16 protein-coding genes are annotated in these 16,870 nt (G+C 67.7%); 14 read left to right on the forward strand and 2 right to left on the reverse strand.

Annotated elements, in window-relative coordinates; all coding sequences use genetic code 11:
* Nucleotides 1-244 precede the first annotated feature (244 nt).
* The 12 genes from QH470_RS30630 (at nt 245) to QH470_RS30680 (ending at nt 13,368) form a co-directional block, all read left to right on the forward strand.
* A complete protein-coding gene (locus QH470_RS30630) occupies nt 245-472 on the forward strand; it encodes a hypothetical protein (protein WP_280275850.1) in 228 nt (75 codons plus the stop codon).
* A gap of 92 nt (nt 473-564) precedes the next feature.
* Nucleotides 565-828 carry a hypothetical protein gene (locus tag QH470_RS30635; protein ID WP_280275851.1) on the forward strand — a complete coding sequence of 88 codons (264 nt, stop codon included), beginning with the start codon at nt 565-567 and terminating at the stop codon, nt 826-828.
* A gap of 257 nt (nt 829-1,085) precedes the next feature.
* Nucleotides 1,086-1,175, forward strand: a complete 90-nt coding sequence (locus tag QH470_RS38150) for an Ms4533A family Cys-rich leader peptide (protein WP_324194030.1) — start codon at nt 1,086-1,088, stop codon at nt 1,173-1,175.
* A 201-nt stretch (nt 1,176-1,376) separates the two neighbouring features.
* A complete protein-coding gene (locus tag QH470_RS30640) occupies nt 1,377-2,420 on the forward strand; it encodes a sulfate ABC transporter substrate-binding protein (RefSeq protein ID WP_280275852.1) in 1,044 nt (347 codons plus the stop codon).
* A gap of 68 nt (nt 2,421-2,488) precedes the next feature.
* Complete coding sequence (cysT, locus tag QH470_RS30645) at nt 2,489-3,289, forward strand: sulfate ABC transporter permease subunit CysT (RefSeq protein ID WP_280275875.1); 801 nt, start codon at nt 2,489-2,491, stop codon at nt 3,287-3,289.
* Nucleotides 3,286-4,095 carry a sulfate ABC transporter permease subunit CysW gene (gene cysW, locus QH470_RS30650; RefSeq protein WP_280275853.1) on the forward strand — a complete coding sequence of 270 codons (810 nt, stop codon included), beginning with the start codon at nt 3,286-3,288 and terminating at the stop codon, nt 4,093-4,095. Before cysT ends, cysW begins: the two co-directional genes overlap by 4 nt.
* 22 nt (nt 4,096-4,117) lie before the next feature.
* Nucleotides 4,118-5,113 carry a sulfate/molybdate ABC transporter ATP-binding protein gene (locus QH470_RS30655; RefSeq protein WP_280275854.1) on the forward strand — a complete coding sequence of 332 codons (996 nt, stop codon included), beginning with the start codon at nt 4,118-4,120 and terminating at the stop codon, nt 5,111-5,113.
* A gap of 322 nt (nt 5,114-5,435) precedes the next feature.
* The gene (locus tag QH470_RS30660) at nt 5,436-6,050 is read left to right on the forward strand and encodes a hypothetical protein (RefSeq protein ID WP_280275855.1); all 615 of its coding nucleotides are present in this window, start codon (nt 5,436-5,438) and stop codon (nt 6,048-6,050) included.
* A gap of 320 nt (nt 6,051-6,370) precedes the next feature.
* Complete coding sequence (locus QH470_RS30665) at nt 6,371-7,519, forward strand: Hsp70 family protein (protein WP_280275856.1); 1,149 nt, start codon at nt 6,371-6,373, stop codon at nt 7,517-7,519.
* A gap of 252 nt (nt 7,520-7,771) precedes the next feature.
* Entirely contained in the window at nt 7,772-8,773 is a 1,002-nt protein-coding gene (locus QH470_RS30670; protein ID WP_280275876.1) for an AurF N-oxygenase family protein, read from the forward strand.
* Between the two features lie 13 nt (nt 8,774-8,786).
* Nucleotides 8,787-10,373, forward strand: a complete 1,587-nt coding sequence (locus QH470_RS30675; RefSeq protein WP_280275857.1) for an FAD-dependent oxidoreductase — start codon at nt 8,787-8,789, stop codon at nt 10,371-10,373.
* Between the two features lie 613 nt (nt 10,374-10,986).
* The gene (locus tag QH470_RS30680; RefSeq protein ID WP_280275858.1) at nt 10,987-13,368 is read left to right on the forward strand and encodes an Hsp70 family protein; all 2,382 of its coding nucleotides are present in this window, start codon (nt 10,987-10,989) and stop codon (nt 13,366-13,368) included.
* Between the two features lie 150 nt (nt 13,369-13,518).
* Here the strand turns inward: QH470_RS30680 and QH470_RS30685 are convergent, their stop codons facing one another.
* Nucleotides 13,519-14,280, reverse strand: coding sequence for an SDR family NAD(P)-dependent oxidoreductase (locus tag QH470_RS30685; protein WP_280275859.1), 762 nt, complete (start codon nt 14,278-14,280; stop codon nt 13,519-13,521).
* Between the two features lie 143 nt (nt 14,281-14,423).
* Between QH470_RS30685 and QH470_RS30690 the strand changes: the two genes are divergently transcribed.
* A complete protein-coding gene (locus QH470_RS30690; protein ID WP_280275860.1) occupies nt 14,424-15,128 on the forward strand; it encodes a TIGR00266 family protein in 705 nt (234 codons plus the stop codon).
* A 50-nt stretch (nt 15,129-15,178) separates the two neighbouring features.
* Nucleotides 15,179-15,973 (forward strand): HAD family hydrolase, encoded by a 795-nt coding sequence (locus QH470_RS30695; protein ID WP_280275861.1) that lies wholly within the window; start codon nt 15,179-15,181, stop codon nt 15,971-15,973.
* Between the two features lie 22 nt (nt 15,974-15,995).
* Here the strand turns inward: QH470_RS30695 and QH470_RS30700 are convergent, their stop codons facing one another.
* The gene (locus tag QH470_RS30700) at nt 15,996-16,763 is read right to left on the reverse strand and encodes a sirohydrochlorin chelatase (RefSeq protein ID WP_280275877.1); all 768 of its coding nucleotides are present in this window, start codon (nt 16,761-16,763) and stop codon (nt 15,996-15,998) included.
* Between the last annotated feature and the right edge of the window lie 107 nt (nt 16,764-16,870).

Below are 16,870 nucleotides of genomic sequence, written 5' to 3' on the forward strand. Positions count from 1 at the left end.
GGGGGGGGGGGGGGGGGGGGGGGGTTGGGGTTTTTTTTTTCGGCCCGGCCCCGCGGGGGGGGGTGTTTCCCCCCCGTGGGGGGGGGGTTGGGGGCGGGGCGGGGGCCCCCCCCCCCCCCCCCCCCCCCCCCCCCAAAAACCCCGAGACCAAGGGCGCCGAAAACCCGCCGGAGCGAAGCGAAGGCCAAAAACACAGCAGCCATCCCCACCCAACCCAACCACCCCACCCACTACGCTGAACCCCGTGCATCGCATAGCAGGCTGGTGGGACGGTTTCGAACTCTGGGTAGCAGGCCTCCCCTTCCTCCCCCAATTCCTGGTCGTAATGATCGGAGCCCTCCCCGCCAGCTTCGCCATAGCCTTCCTCCTCGACCGCACCCTCCGCGTCGTTCTACGGTTGCTGGGCCGAGACCGCTCCGCAACCGCCGACAGCAGCCGACACCGCCCCCCCATGCACGAGGAGGCCGCCTAATGCCCCGTTCTCGCGTGCAATTAGCCCTGGTCGCACTCCTGCTGCTACTGATCGTCGCCTGGCTGCTGACCCGCTGAGGTACTGTGCACGGCATGTCAACCGATGAGGAATTCGCGGAGATCGCGCAGTTGCTGGACTCCGACGAGCTCGACGAGGGACCGCGCGTTCTCGCCACCCACTACGCGTCTCCGGAGGAGGCCGTGGAGATGGTGCGGGCCGCTCAGGTGCTCGGCTTGGGCGTGCGGCTGCACAACCAGCTGCGGGTCGAGGAGACCAACGAGGACGGCGAGGAGTCGGCCACCGAGGAGTGGATCCTCGACCTGCTCGAGAGCCCGCCCGAGGTCGAGGACGAGTGACCGGCTGACGCCGAGTCCCGTACAGCCCCAACCATTTTCGTATTGTTCGACATCTGTTCACCCACTTCCTGACCCACGGTGCTCGCCGCGGCGCCGACATCGCGTCCGAGGTCGCGCACCGTGCGGATCAGGGGTTTCTTCGATGGCTCGCCGTTCCGGAAAGCTGCGTCGGATACGGTCCGGACTGGTCATTTGGTTCCTCCGGTTCGTTTTCGATTGATTAGCGGGCAGTCATTCTGCTCTGCTACAGTTCCCCCGTGTCATCGAGTGTTTTGCCGCAGGTCCGCCATGAGTTGGCGTTGATCGCAGTCGGCTGCCTCGTGGTCGCGGACATTCACTGTCGCTGAGCGCGCGCGGTGACGCTCGCGCTGGGTCGGCTCCCTTAGACTTGCCGACGCACCTTTCAGAGCGTTTCCGTCGTGGCGGCCCCTCGGGTCGGCCGCGCCATTGCCGAATCCCTATGTGCGGCAAAGCGTAGCGGCAAAAGTCGGAGTTTCACCGTCGGGGCCGTGACCGGTACCGGCGGGCACAGGAAGGGTTCACATCCGATGTCTCGCAGCCCGTGGGTCCCGATCAAGGTGGCGCCGGTCGTCGCGTTGATCGTGCTGGCGGCGGCCGTGCTCAGTGCGTGCAGCGGCGGCGCCAGCGATATTCCCGGCACCAGCGCGGGCGGAGGCAAGGGCGGCACGCTCACCCTGTACGCCTACGCGACCCCGAAGCCGGGATTCGACAAGGTCATCCCGACGTTCAACAAGACCTCGGCCGGGTCGGGAGTGCAGGTGCAGCAGTCCTACGGCGCGTCGGGCGATCAGTCCCGCAAGGTCAAGGACGGCGCGCAGGCCGACGTGGTGAACTTCTCCGTCGAGCCCGACATCACCCGGCTGGTGGACGCGGGCCTGGTCGACCAGAACTGGAACGCCGACGCCCACAAGGGCATCCCGTTCGGTTCGGTGGTCGCGATCGTGGTGCGCAAGGGCAATCCGAAGAACATCAAGACCTGGGACGACCTGTTGAAGCCGGGCGTCGAGGTGGTCACGCCGAATCCGTTCAGCTCCGGATCGGCCAAATGGAACCTGCTCGCCCCGTACGCCGCGAAGAGCGACGGCGGTAAGAACCCGCAGGGCGGCCTCGACTACCTGAGCAAACTGGTCACCTCCGAGCACGTGAAGGTGCAGCCGAAATCCGGCCGCGAGGCCACCGAGACCTTCCTGCAGGGCACCGGCGACGTACTGCTCAGCTACGAGAACGAGGCGATCTTCTCGCAGCGCCAGGGCGACTCGATCGAGTACTCCGTGCCTCCGGTCACCTTCAAGATCGAGAATCCGATCGCGGTGCTGAAGACCAGCCGCAATCTCGAGAAGGCCGTGGCGTTCAAGGACTTCCAGTACACCCCGGCGGGGCAGCGCGCCTGGGCGCAGGCCGGTTTCCGGCCGGTCGACCCCGAGGTGGCGGAGGAATTCAACAAGGACTTCCCGCAGCCGCAGCAATTGTGGACCATCGCGGATCTGGGCGGTTGGAAACAGGTCGACAAGGAGCTGTTCGCGCCCGGCTCCGGCAGTATCGCGGCCATCTATGACAAGGCGACCAAATAGTGAGCGACATCAGTGTCGGCGCCGGGTCTCCCGCGCCGCCGAGAAACAAGGGCGGCCTCCGATCGTGGCTGCGGGTGACCGGCTCGGTCGGACCGCTGAGCATCGCCACGGCCGTGCTCTGGCTGAGCGTGATCGTGCTGCTGCCGCTGGCCGCGCTGACCTTTCATTCCTTCGACAACGGCTGGTCCGGATTCTGGGACGCGGTGACCGCTCCGGCCGCCCTCGACGCGCTGCGCGTCACCGTCCTGGTGTCGGTGGTCGTGGCGCTGGTCAATGTCGTGATGGGCACGCTGGTGGCGTGGGTGCTGGTGCGCGACGACTTCCCCGGTAAGTCCGTGGTGAACGCGCTGATCGACCTGCCTTTCGCGCTGCCGACCATCGTGGCCAGCATCGTGATGCTGTCGCTGTACGGTCCGCAGAGCCCGATCGACGTGCATCTCAACGCGACGCAACCCGGCCTGGTGGTGGCGCTGGCGTTCGTGACGCTGCCGTTCGTGGTGCGCTCGGTGCAGCCGGTGCTGATCGAGGCCGACGCGGAGGTGGAGCAGGCCGCGATCTCGCTGGGCGCCGACAACTGGACCACCTTCCGCCGCATCGTGCTGCCGACGCTGGTGCCCGCCATCATCTCCGGTGGCGGGCTGGCCTTCGCCCGTGCCATCGGCGAGTTCGGGTCGGTGGTGCTGATCGGCGGCAACATTCCCGGCAAGACCCAGGTCGCCTCGCAGTACATCCAGCAGCAGATCGAGGTCGACCGTCCGGTGAACGCGGCGGCGGTGTCGGTGGCGCTGCTGGTGATCTCGTTCGTGACATTGTTGGTGCTGCGGCTGTTCTCGGACCGCAGCGCACGCAAGGAGCAGGCGACGCGATGAAACTGTCTGTCCTCACCCGCTTGTCGCTGCGCACCGTGGCGCTGCTGTATCTGCTGGCCCTGCTCGTGCTGCCGCTGTTGCTCATCCTCTGGCGCAGCTTCGAGAACGGCATCGGCCAGTTCATCGACTGGATCTCCACCCCGGCGGCCATCTCGGCGTTCAACATCTCGATGGTCATCGTGCTGATCGTGGTGCCGCTGAACGTCATCTTCGGCATCGTGACCGCGATCGCGCTGGTACGCGGGAACTTCCCGGGCCGCACCCTGGTCCAGGGCGTGGTGGATCTGCCGTTCGCGGTGTCGCCGGTGGTCGTCGGTGTCTCGCTGATCATGCTGTGGGGCGCGAGCGGCTGGTTCGGCGGCGTGGAGAGCCTGGGCTTCCGGGTCATCTTCGGACTGCCGGGCATGGTGATCGCCACCGTCTTCGTCACGCTGCCCTATGTGGTGCGTGAGGTGGAGCCGGTGCTGCACGAGATCGGCGACGATCAGGAGCAGGCCGCGACGACGCTGGGCGCCTCGCGCTGGCAGACGTTCTGGCGGATCACGCTGCCGGCGATCCGCTGGGGCCTGACCTACGGCATCGTCCTCACGGTGGCCCGGGCGCTGGGCGAATTCGGCGCGGTGATCATGGTCGCCACCGGCCTGCCCGGCGGCGGGCAGACCCTGACCCTGCTGGTCAACGCGCGATACATGAACGACCGCAATATCTTCGGTGCCTACTGTGCGGCAACCCTGCTGATGGGCATGGCACTCGTCACTCTTCTTCTCATGACCGTTCTGGAACGTAAGCGGGGCACTGCGAAATGATCACCATGCCGGAGGCAGGAAAATGATTACTGTCACCAATGCCAAGAAGTCCTATGGCACCTTCGCCGCCCTCGACGACGTCAGCATCGAGATTCCCTCGGGCGAGCTGACCGCGCTGCTCGGGCCGTCCGGTTCGGGTAAGTCGACGCTGTTGCGGTCGATCGCCGGATTGGAGTCGCTGGATTCCGGTGTGGTGACCATCGCCGGGCGCGACGTCACCCGGGTACGGCCGCAGAAGCGGGATATCGGATTCGTCTTCCAGCATTACGCGGCGTTCAAGCACATGACCGTGCGTGACAATGTGGCATTCGGTCTGAAGATTCGCAAGCGGCCCAAGAGCGAGATCGGCAAGCGGGTCGACGAATTGCTCGGCATCGTCGGTCTCGACGGCTTCCAGCACCGCTATCCGGCCCAATTGTCCGGTGGCCAGCGCCAGCGCATGGCCCTGGCCCGGGCGCTGGCCGTGGATCCGCAGGTGCTGCTGCTGGACGAGCCGTTCGGCGCGCTGGACGCCAAGGTCCGTCAGGATCTGCGCAAATGGCTGCGCCGCCTGCACGAGGAAGTGCACGTCACCACCGTGCTGGTCACCCACGACCAGGAGGAGGCCCTGGATGTGGCCGACCGGATCGCGGTGATGAATGCCGGTCGCATCGAACAGGTCGGCAGCCCCGAAGACGTCTACGACCGCCCGGCCAACGATTTCGTCATGTCGTTCCTGGGCGCCGTGGCGAAATTGAACGGGCATCTGGTGCGGCCGCACGATATTCGGATCGGGCGCGACCCCGGCATGGCGCTGGCCGAGCACGAGGGCACCGCCGAATCGGCCGGCGTCACCCGTGCCACCGTGGAGCGCATCGTCCGGCTGGGCTTCGAAGTGCGATTGGAATTGCGCAACGCGGCCACCGGCGATCTGTTCACCGCGCAGGTCACCCGCGGTGACGCCGAGGCGTTGCGGCTGACCGACGGCGAAACGGTGTACGCACGGGCCACCCGAATTCCTGACCTGTCGGCGCGATGATGCCTGCTATTGCGCGATCTGCCTGATCACGTTTCGATCATGCTGAAATCACGGGACCACGGTGTGCCGCGCCGCGACACACCGTGAGGAAATGGCGTTCGCATTCGCTTGAATGTGGTCGAATACCACTCATGCGAAACGAGTAATTCCGCTGTCCTTCGGAACGTGCGCTCGTCGGGTCGCGCAGACGCGCGATCGCATAATTCTCGCCCGGTGGAAATTGCCGCCGGGTAGTCCCTGTCACCGCCGTCGCTGCCGTATGTCGACATTGCGAGCACGGAAACGGGTGGGGAGCGTCGGCTGCACAGAAAAGCCTTCTTCCATGCCAATTCCCCGAATATCGCTGGTCGCCGTGGCCGTGTGTATTGTGCTTGCGCTCTGCGCCGGAAACAATGCCGCGGCACACGACCGGCCGCGCGTGGTCGCACCGGAACTCGTCCGGATGTACGCCGACCCGATCCCGTTGCCCCGGCCGCCGCGCGACGCCTACGTCGATCCCGCGCCGGAGGAACTGCTCCCGCGCGAAACCGTCGGATATCAGCAGCGATTCCAGCCGGACCCGCATCAGTGGGACAACGCGCGGGTCGTCGTTGCGGCGGCCCGCGAGCGCGCGCTGCCGGTCTACGCGGCCGTGATCGCGCTGGCCACCGCGCTGCAGGAATCGCTGTTGGAGAACCTGACCGTGCCCGTCGACTACGACTCGCTGGGACTCTTCCAGCAGCGCCCGTCGACCGGCTGGGGTGCGCCGGAACAGTTGACCGATCCGGCGTACGCCGCCGGCGCCTTCCTCGACGCCCTCACCGCCCGGGTCCCGGACTACCGCGAACTGCCGCTGTGGCAGTCGGCGCAGGCCACCCAGGCCTCGGCGTTCCCGACGGCCTACGCGCAATGGGAGGAACAGGCCGCGGCCATGGTCGGCGACATCCTCGCGGAGTGAGTCGCCGGACCGGAGGCGTTGTGTGGCAACAGGGTTCGCTATCACGCGGATCCAACTGCCCGGTTCAGCGGCGAGTTCTTTGTCAGCAAACCGCTTTTCGCATCTGCTTGTCCGCTGGGGGCTGGCTCCATGGGCTCTTGAAGATCAACTTTTACCCAGGTGGAGGTCGGTGTATCGGATAACCCGGCGAGATGCCGCGTAACCGGCGCTCGGGCGGACAACCACTTGTCCGGTAGTTGGCAATCTCTCAGCACCGTGGTTGCCTGTATCTCGTTCGGATCACGGTTCGGTTGCGGTTAGTCGATCGAGGTGGGACGTTGATGCGTGTTGGGCTCGGAGTCAGTATCGGCACGGTCAATACCGTGTGCGCCGTCGAGGGCGGGATCGGCGGCAGGGGCGGAGGTCGCCGGTCGGGCGGGCAGCCGGCCACGTGGCGCACCACGCTCACCTTCGACAGCACCGGCACCGCGCGGGTCGGCCGCATCCCCAAACACGGCCGCGCCATCACCGATTTCGCCGATCTGACCCAGCGCACGGCCCCGTCCGCGCGGGTCGGCCACCGCGCGTTGTCACCCGCCGACCTGGTAGCGACGGTCGCCTCGAGCGTGCTGGTGGATGTGCTCGGCGCCGAGCCGGCGCCCGAAGACGGCATCACCGTCACCCATCCCGTCGGCTATCCGCCGCAGCGGGTGGAGGAGTTGCGAGCGGCGCTCGACGCTGTCGGCCTTCAGCAAGCCGTGCTGGCCGCCGAACCGGTGGCCGCGGCGGCCTGGCTGGAGGATGCCTGCGGGCCCTTGATGCCGGGCCTGGCGCTGGTCTACGACCTGGGCGGTTCGGGATTGCGAGTCACGCTGGTCCGGGTCGGCGCGGGCAGTCCCGGCAATCCGGTGGTCGGAGAGTCGTTGCGCTCCACCAAGTTCGGCGGCCGCGCGTTCGGCGCTCAGATGGCCCGCTCGGATTGGCGTTCCGCGGAGAACCCGGACGCCGACACGGACACGGTGATCACCGAACGCCGCACGGCGCACGTGCGCAAATCCCTCGAGGTCGTCTATCAGTGCCTGCGCGTCGCCGATGTCACCATGGCCGACGTCGACCGCGTCCTGGTCATCGGTGGCGCCGCCCGTCCGCCCGAGGTGGCCGGGGTGCTCGCGTCCGCCCTGGCCCGCCCCGTGATCGTGGCGCCCGACCCGGAGCGCACGGTCGCCGAGGGCGCGGCGATCCTCGCCCGGCGCGCCGCGGAGGAGGAGTTCGGCCCGGTCCGGGTACGCCGGAGCTGGTGGGGCACGGGCCAGGCCGACGCCGAGCGGGCCGGTGCCGGCCGCCTGCTCGGTCGGCGGCTGAGCCGGGCCGCGATCACCGCCTCCTTGGTGGCCACGGGCGCGCTGTTCGCGGCGACGGCCGTCGCCGGCGACGAGGCCACCGTCGGCGCGGTGACCGCCGATTCGTGCCTGGTGCACCTGTATCGGTGACTTTTTCATGATCAGTACCGTGTGAACCCGCGTCATGCGCGGTACTCGGTGAACGTGATCCGAGACACGGTACTGCACGGTAGGGGTGCGCTTATGCAGCCCTGGCCTGCGCTGTGGCGCGATGCCGGGGGTTCTTCGGTGTACAGATGTGCACTCGAATTCGTTTCGGTGTCATGTCGCTATTGACCATCTCGGGTGTTGGTGTAACTATGGGACACAGTTAGTAAGCGAGATGGAGAGGCTGTGACGACAATGTCTGTTGCCGCGACGCCCGACGTCGACCCCGTGGTCGCCCAGGCTCAGGAGTATGCGCAGAAGCTGATGCTGCTGTCCGAGGGCTCGGTCAACAAGCATTTCGACCCGTTCGAGGACATCGACTGGGACAACCCCGACTTCGCCGCCGACGCCGGCGAGGAGCGCTGGGTGCTGCCGGTGTCCGGTGACGCACTCGGCCGCCATCCCTGGTACCAGGCGCTGCCGCTGGAGCGGAAGATCGCCATCGGCAAGTACCGCCAGGCCAATGTGGCCAAGGTCGGCCTGCAGTTCGAGTCGATCCTGATCAGCGGCATGGTGACGCACAACTTCGGCCTGCCCAACGGCTCGCCGGAGTTCCGCTACTGCTCCCACGAGATGATCGAGGAGCACAACCACACCCTGATGTTCCAGGAGATGGTGAACCGCATCGGCCTGGACGTGCCCGGCATGGGGCCGCTGGTCAGCAAGTTCAAGTACATCGGCGCGCCGGTGGCCGCGAAGTTCCCGAACCTGTTCTTCATGGCCGTGCTCGCCGGTGAGGAGCCGATCGACCACATCCAGAAGGCGATCCTGCGCTCGGGCGAGGAAGTGCACCCGATCATGCGCGGCGTGATGTCCATCCACGTGGCGGAGGAGGCGCGGCACATCTCGTTCGCGCACGAGTTCCTCAAGCAGCATGTGCCGGAGGCCAAGGCGGCCAACAAGTTCGCGCTGTCGCTGCTGATGCCGGTGGTCATGTTCATCCTGGGCCGCTCGATCTACACCCCGCCGCGGTCGTTCTGGCGCGAGTTCGACATCCCGGACTACGTGCGCAAGGAGCTGTTCTACGGCACCGACGATGCCAAGCGGGAGTTCAGCGACTTCTTCGGCGACGTGCGCACGCTGGCCAAGGAGATCGGGCTGATGAACCCGATCGCCAAGCGGGTGTGGAAGCTGCTGCACATCGACGGCCACACCACCCGGTACCGTTCGGAGCCGCTGCGCTCCCGGGCCGGCTGAGCGGCGACCGGCGATGCCCTACGTAGTCACGCAGTCGTGCTGTAGCGACGCTTCCTGCGTATACGCCTGCCCGGTCAACTGCATCCACCCGACGCCGGACGAGCCGGACTTCCTGTCGGCGGAGATGCTCTACGTCGACCCGCAGGCGTGCGTGGACTGCGGCGCGTGCGCCACGGCCTGCCCGGTGGACGCGATCACCTCGTCGAAGAAGCTGACCGAGGAGCAGAAGCCGTTCATCGAGATCAACGCCGATTTCTACCGGCAGGCGCGGCCCCGGCCGGTGCTGGCCAAGCCGATCCCGGCGGCCGCGGTCGAGTCCGGCCGCGGCCCGCTGCGGGTCGCGATCGTCGGCTCCGGCCCGTCGGCGATGTACGCCGCCGACGAATTGCTCACCCAGACCGACGTATCGGTGACGGTGTTCGACCGGCTGCCGGTGCCCTACGGTCTGGCTCGGCACGGCGTAGCGCCCGATCACACCCGCACCCGTCAGGTGAGCCGGTTGTTCGACGTGATCTCCGCTCAACCGGGTTTCGGCTCGTACCTGAATGTGGCTGTGGGCGAGCATGTCTCGCACGAGGAGTTGCTGCGGCACTTCCACGCGGTGGTGTACGCGGTGGGCGCCTCGGCCGACCGCAAGCTCGAGGTGCCCGGTGAGGGCCTGCCCGGCAACGTGTCCGCCACCGAGTTCGTGGCCTGGTACAACGGACATCCCGATCACGCGGGCCGCGAGTTCGACCTGTCCCAGCGGCGCGCGGTGATCGTCGGCAACGGCAATGTGGCGCTCGATGTCGCCCGCATCCTCACCGTCGATCCCGAGACGCTGTCCGGCACCGACGTGTCTGCGGCCGCGCTGGAGTCGTTGCGGCACAGCAAGATCGAGGAAGTGGTGATCGTGGGTCGGCGTGGTCCGGCCGAATCGGCGTTCACCGTGCCGGAATTCGTGGGGCTGCTCGGCTCCGACGTCGATATCGTCGTGGAAGGCGAAGTGCCCGAGGCGGTTCCGGGCATGCCGCAGAAGGTGGAGCAGAAGCTGCGTCTGCTGCGTAGCGTGGCCGATCGGCCGGTGGGCGCCCGCAAGCGCATCGTGTTCCGCTACCTGTCGTCGCCGACGGCGGTGCTCGGCGCCGATCGTGTGGCCGGAATCGAGCTGGAGCGCAACGAACTTCGCACATCCGACGACGGCACGGTGCGTGCGATCGGCACCGGTGTGCTCGAAACCCTCGACGCCGGACTGGTACTGACCTCGGTCGGCTACCGCGGTGTGGCGCTGCCCGGCCTGCCGTTCGACGAGCGGGCCAATGTGATCCCGAACGAGCGGGGCCGGGTCCTGGACGCGGCGGGTGGTGCGGTGTTCCCGTCGACCTACGTGACCGGCTGGATCAAGCGCGGGCCGACCGGCTTCATCGGCACCAACAAGTCCTGCGCGCAGGAGACCATCGGGCAGCTGGTGGACGATTTCAACTCCGGCCGCCTGCCGGAACCGGTGTCCGGAGCGGGCGAGTTCGATCGCTTGGTCGCCGCTCGCCGCCCGGCCGCGATCCGGGGCGGTGCTACGGCCGGTCGGTCGTGGTGGAAGCGTAAGGTGCTCGCCCGCGCCTGATCTCACTGTTGCCGCGCCCGGGCCTCGCATTGTGCGGGGATCGGGCGCGGTTTTGTGTGTGAGCGTGTCGGCTTCGGCACTGTGACGAATGGAGCGCGGTCCGGGGTGTCGCGGTGACTTCAGCACTGTGACGAATGGGTGGGGCCGGATCGTGACACGGCGAGGCGGGTTGGCAGGGCGCGAATTCGCGCGAACCGGGCGGTTCGTACGTGATGGTGGATCTGTCGGAATCGCTTCGATGCACGGGGTGGCAATCTTTCAGCCATTGGGGTTCGGCTGCTCGAATTCGGGCGGCGAGTGATCATTTCAGGTGTATCGCAGCACACCGGTCGGTATGTGTGGTCGATTACTGAAAGGTAGCCAGTTTTGTGCCTCATTTGGCCCCTGGGGGCGGATGTGAACTCCATTCTGCGCCTTGGGCACTGGTCTATCAGCGCTTATGCGCTATAGACCGGTGGGTATGAAACTTTTTCCGGCCGTTCGGTATTCGCATTAGAGGGTCACCAGCTAACCTGTGATCGCTGTTTGGTAAACGACCGCGACCACATGGTTGGACTACGTGAGGCCGTGGTCTCGGTGCGTTGACGGGATGGCAATGACAGTTGGCTTCGGCATGAGCATCGGCACAGTGAACTCTGTCTGGGCGGCTGCCGGTGATCGCGACCAGCCGGCCGTGCGCGTGCGCCGCACGGCCGTCACCTTCGACAGCGCGGGCGGCGCGCGAATGGGCACGCTCCCGCGATTCGCCCCGGTGGTAACGGATTTCGCCGATCTCACGCGCTACACGGAGCCGGTCGTCCTGAACGGGCGGATCTGGACACAGGCCGATCTGGTGGCAGCGGTCATCGCCTGTCTCCTCGCTGTCGACGAACCGGCTGCCGGGCCGGTTGCCACCTATCCCGCCGTGTACAGCGACCGCCGGCTGTCGCCGCTACGGCACGCGCTGGAGCGAGCGGGCGCCACCGATGTGACCCTGATGCCGGAGGCGGTCGCGGCGGTGGAATGGCTCGATGCCGAGTACGGCGTGTCCGAGAACGGGCTCACGCTGGTCTACGACCTGGGTGGCAACACCCTCGATGTCGCGGTCGTACGGACTGAGGGGGATCGCGACAAGCGTGGCGTGCTCGGCAAGCCGATGCGTTCGCACGAGTACGGTGGCCGCCCGCTGGGCACCGTACTCGCGCGGTACGCGCGGGCCCTCGCGCCGGGGGCGCCGCCGCCGGTCTCGAAGGTGGTGCCGCTGGACGACACCACCCGATTACGCACGTGGACCGTGCGCAATTCGCTTCGGCTGGTTCGCAAGTGCGTGTACGCGGCGGGGCTCACCGTGGGAGACATCGATCGGGTGCTGCTCGTCGGCGGCGCGGCGCGGCCGCCGGAGGTCGCCCGGGTGTTGAGCGAACTCGGCCGGCCGCTGGTGATTTCGCAGGATCCCGCCCACACCGTGGCGATCGGTGCGGCGCTCGCCGCCGCCCGGATGGCCGACCCTGGAGTACATCTGGGCCGGTACGCCCGCGGCGCGGCCGTAATCTCCAGTGCCGCGGTCGCTTCGGCGGTGGCGATGTCGGCGGCCTCCATGCTCGGCAGCGGTCCGCTCGGAACCGACGGCCCCGCATTGGAATTCGCGCCCGCGCTGGCCGGGCCTGCCCGCAACCAGTTCGGCGACATTCGCGCGTTCGAGGGTGCCGGTGTCACTTGGTCGGCCGGTGTGGACGGCAACGGTTCCGCGCTTCCGGGCGGTTTCGGTTCCGGCCTGCAGAGCGGTTTCGGTTCCGCGTTGTCGGCGGGTGCGGACGGGCTGCTCTCGACGACCGCTGCCCTGCGCCTGAAAGGTGCAGCGGCACAGTCGATGTCCACCGCCTCGTCCGCGGCCACCACCAGGTCCGCCCACAGCCGCGGCCCGAGCACCCATTGCGGTCCGGCCGACCGACCGATGGGAACCACCTACGCCGACCCGGCACGGTTCACCAACCCTCTGCCGTTCGCCGCTCCCACAATCGGCCCGGTCAGCAGCACCATCCCCTCGATCAGCCTGCCCACCAAGCCAACCGCCCCATCACCCAACCCCGACACCACCCACCTCCCCGGAAGCTCCCCGTCCAACCCGTCAGCCAGCTCTCCCGGAACCAACTCCGGCACACCGATTTCCGACAATCCCGGCAATTCCACGACCCCCGGAGCCGGACTGCCGAACAACCCCACTGGCATCACCGGGGGCGCGGTTCCGGGCGGTGCAGGAACCAACATCCCCGGCCAAGGCAGTCCCAACACCAACCCCGCCCCACCTGGCAACGGCACAGGCCAAGGCACCCCGGGCGGCAGTGCTGGCACGGAACAAGGTGGTGTCGGCGCAGGCGCCGGGTCGGGTGGTGTCGGTGGCACAGGCCCAGGTGGTGTCGGTTCCGATGTCGGATCAGGTGGTATTGGCGGTACGGGCGCGGATGGTGTCGGTTCCGGTGCAGGGTCAGGTGGTGTCGGCGGTACGAACCCAGGCGATGTCGGGTCAGGTGGCGTGGGCACGGGTGGTGTCGGTGGTGATGCCGGCTCGGGCGGAACTGGGGATGGCTCCGTGGCGGGTGGTGTCGATGGCGGCGCGGGCCAGGGCGGTGTGGGAGCTGGTACTGGCCAGGGCGGCGGTACGGGAGCCGGCTCTGGCGGCAGTACCGATGGGGCGCAGGGCGACTCGTCCCAGCGTAGCGGTGCCGCCTCCGGAGGCGGCACGCAAGGAAGCGGAACCTCTTCCGGCGGTGGAACTTCGAGTGGAAACTCCTCATCCGGCGGAGGTCCGTCGAACAGCGGAACCGCGGGCGGCCATTCATCAAACCCCGGAACCGCGAGCGGCGGTTCGACGTCCACCGGCCACTCATCCACCGGCGGCGTCCCCGGCAGAACCTCCAACGGCTCGAAAAGCAATTCCAAGCCAGACGGCCCCACCTCACGAGGCTCCTCCGGCGGCTCCCACAGCAGCAGCGGAGGCGGCGGTTTCCGCCGCTGACGCCCACCGCCGCTGACGCCCACCTGGCTTGCGTCCCGCGATCGAGGCACTCCCCGCACACCCCTCGGTCTACTTCCGTCACAGACCCCATCTCATAGCTCGCGAGGCAATATTCTCGATGCGGAGAGCCAGAACTGATGGGGGTCAGCATTATTGCGCTGTGAAGCCGCCGTCTATCGCTACTGCGGCGCCGGTGACGAAGGTGGATTCGTCGCTGAGGAGGTAGGCGCAGAGGGAGGCGATTTCGTCGGGGTGGGCGATTCGGCCGACGGGGTGCATGGAGGCTACTGCGGCCGCGCCCTCTTCTGTGGCGCCCATCGAGGAGCGGAAGGCGGGGGTGTCCACCGCGCCGGAGATCAGGGCGTTGACTCGCACGCCCTGCTGGGCGGTCTCCAGCGCCACGGCCCGGGTCAGCCCGATCACGCCGTGCTTGGCCGCGACGTACGGTGCTATCGAACCCATGCCGACCACGCCCAGGTTGGACGCGTTGTTCAGGATCGCGCCGCCGCCGGAGCCGAGGATCGCCGGAACCTGGTGTCGCAGGCCGTAATACACGGCGGTGAGGTTCAGTTCGAGATCGGCGCGCCAGCCCGCCTCATCGATGTCCTGGATCGGGCCGAATGCGTGCACCGCGCCCGCGTTGTTGAATGCCGCGTCCAGCCTGCCGAATTCGTCGAGCGCGGTCTGTGTCAGCCGCGCCACCTCGTCGGCCACGGTGACGTCGGTCGGCACGAACACCGCGCGCCCACCGGCCGCCCGGATCTCCTCGGCCACCCGGTCGCCGGACTCCTTGCCGCGCGCCGCGAGCACCACCGCGGCGCCCTCGGCCGCCACCCGGCGCGCCACCGCGGCTCCGACGCCGGAGCTGGCACCCGTCACCAGCACGACCTTGGACTCGAATCGTTCGCTCATCGTCTCCACTCCTGTTGCGGTACTTCTTCTTTCGCTGACAGAGCCCAGTCAACCAACGCGACCGAGCCGGAGCTGGCGGAAACCGGACATTGAGTTGATATGTCATCTATTGTCAGAGGCGACAGCGCGCGGACACTGGAGGTGTGGACACGAGAATCATCGGGACCGTGATGCCGGTCCTCGAGGTCACCCTGGATCCGGGCGATCGGGTGGTCGCCGAGGCGGGACAGCTGTCCTGGATGAGCGAGTCGGTGCGGCTGCGTACCTCGTCGCGCGTCATGCCCGGGGGCGTATTCGGTGCCGTGAAACGCTCGTTCGCCGGTGCGGGCTGGTTCATGACGGAGTACTCCGCGGAGGGGCAGCCGGGGACGGTGGCATTCGCGGCGAAGCTACCCGGCCGAATCGTGCCGGTGCCGGTGCAGCCGGGCGCGGAGTATCTGGTGCATCGACACGGATTCCTCTGTGCCGCCGGCGATGTGCGTGTGGCGCTCAGCTTTCAGCGTCGCCTGGGCGCCGGGATCTTCGGCGGCGCGGGCTTCACCTTGCAGCGCGTCGGCGGCGAGGGCCAGGCGTGGGTGGAACTGTCGGGGGAGATCGTCCAGTACGACCTGGCACCCGGCCAAACGCTGCGGGTACATCCCGGGCATATCGGAATGTTCGACGCCACGGTCGATTTCGACATCACGCTCCTGCGCGGCATCCGCAACATCCTGTTCGGCGGCGACGGCCTGTTCCTCGCGGCGCTGACCGGTCCCGGCCGGGTGTGGTTGCAGTCGCTGACGATGAGCAACCTCGCTCACGCGATCACGCCGTACCTGCCGCTCCAGGAGCGTAACGACCGGCAGTGATCCCGTCGGGACGCGCATATGCACTTGCATCATCGGTGACAATGAAGCACGTGGAGACAGAGATTCCGCAGCTGATAGCCCTCGACGTCGACGGCACGCTGCTGAGCACCGGAGGATCGATTACCGTCCGCGTCCGGAACGCGGTGCGCGCCGCGGTCGCGGCGGGCGCGCATGTTGTGATCACTACGGGCCGCACCCTGCTGGCCACCCGCTTGGTGCTGGAGGAGTTAGGGTTAGCGGAGGGCCGGGCATTGTGCTCGAACGGTGCTGTGCACGTTGATATTTCGAACTGGAACCCGGTATCCGTGCATACCTTCGACCCGGAGCCCTCGGTAGCGGTGCTACGCAAGCTGTTCCCCGACATGGTGCTGTCGGTGGAGAAGGTCGGGGTGGGCACGTGGGCCACCGGGTACTACCCCGGGAGTTTCCGGCTGGGCGAGTTCCGCTTCGTCGAGGATCGGGACCTGAGCCTGGAGCCCACCACCCGCCTGAACGGCTGGTGGCCCGGCGGCTCACTCGCGGACATGGTGAAGGTGATGGCCGAGCAGAGCCTCCCAGGCGCCGGCTGGGTGCACGGCGAAAACGAGCCCTGGCTGGTGGCCTCCAAACAAGGCGTGTCCAAAGGCTGGGCGCTGGAGCGGCTGCGACAGGAACTCGGCGTCCCGCTCGCGGCCACCCTCGCCATCGGAGACGGCTACAACGACCGCGAAATGCTCTCCTGGGCAGGCCATTCCGTGGCCATGGGCAACTCCGTCGAGCCGATCCTCGCCCTGGCCGACGAAGTAACCGCCGATGTCCAGGACGACGGCGTCGCCGTCGTCCTGGAGCGCTGGTTTCGCAACTGAACAAACAATGGAAGGGGCCGGGTCAGGCCGACAGGTCGAGTGGTGACGTGGCGGCGTTGAGGTACCGGTCGAGGGCGACCTCGGTGAGGAGGGGATGGGGGCCGATGGTCTCCGCGTGGGCGAGGCCGGGAGCCGCGGTGATCAGCCGATCGGTGAGAAGGCCGGGGGCCAGGAACCAGGGCGCCACCAGGACCCGGCCGCAACCTTGCGCGTGCAGGTCCGAAATCGCCTCGGGCAGAGCAGGTTTCGTTGTAGCGAAGCAGACCGATGTGCGCCACGCGGTGCCGGTGGCGAGCAGGCCGCCGAGGCGCTCGGTGCGCCGATTGGCCTCCGGCGACGAAGAACCCACGGCGGCGATCGCGACGCCGACGCGTCCGTCCGCCGGATCGGCGCCCGCATCCACGACGCGCTCGCGTAAGGCGGTGACCAGGCGGTGATCCGCACCGAGCACGTCGGCCTGGGTCAGCCGCAGCCGCAGGTGACGAGTTCGCGCGGCCGCCAGCAAACCGGGCAGATCGACGCGAGCATGGAACGCGCTGCCCAGCAACAGCGGAACCACCACCGCCTCGGTATATCCCTGCGCGGCAACAGCATCCACTACCTGCTGCACCGACGGCGTGCTCAGGTCCAGAAACGCCAGCCGAACATCGACATCCGGCCGCTGCGCCGCAAGGTCGGCGACCAGTGCGAACATCGTTGCGGCCGAACGCGGATCACGACTGCCATGCGCCACCGCAATCAACGCAGGCTTACCCGGGCGACGAGCCGGACTCGCCGCGCCGTGGCGCACCAAGGCACACGCACTACCTCGCGCGACGCCGTCCGCGTCGGCGCGGAGAGAACTTCCCGCCTCAGCGGCCCGGTCGGCCCGTGCCTCGGGACCGAACTGCCGTGAGG

The organism is Nocardia wallacei, assembly GCF_029868745.1.
In the GTDB taxonomy this organism is placed as follows: domain Bacteria; phylum Actinomycetota; class Actinomycetes; order Mycobacteriales; family Mycobacteriaceae; genus Nocardia; species Nocardia wallacei_B.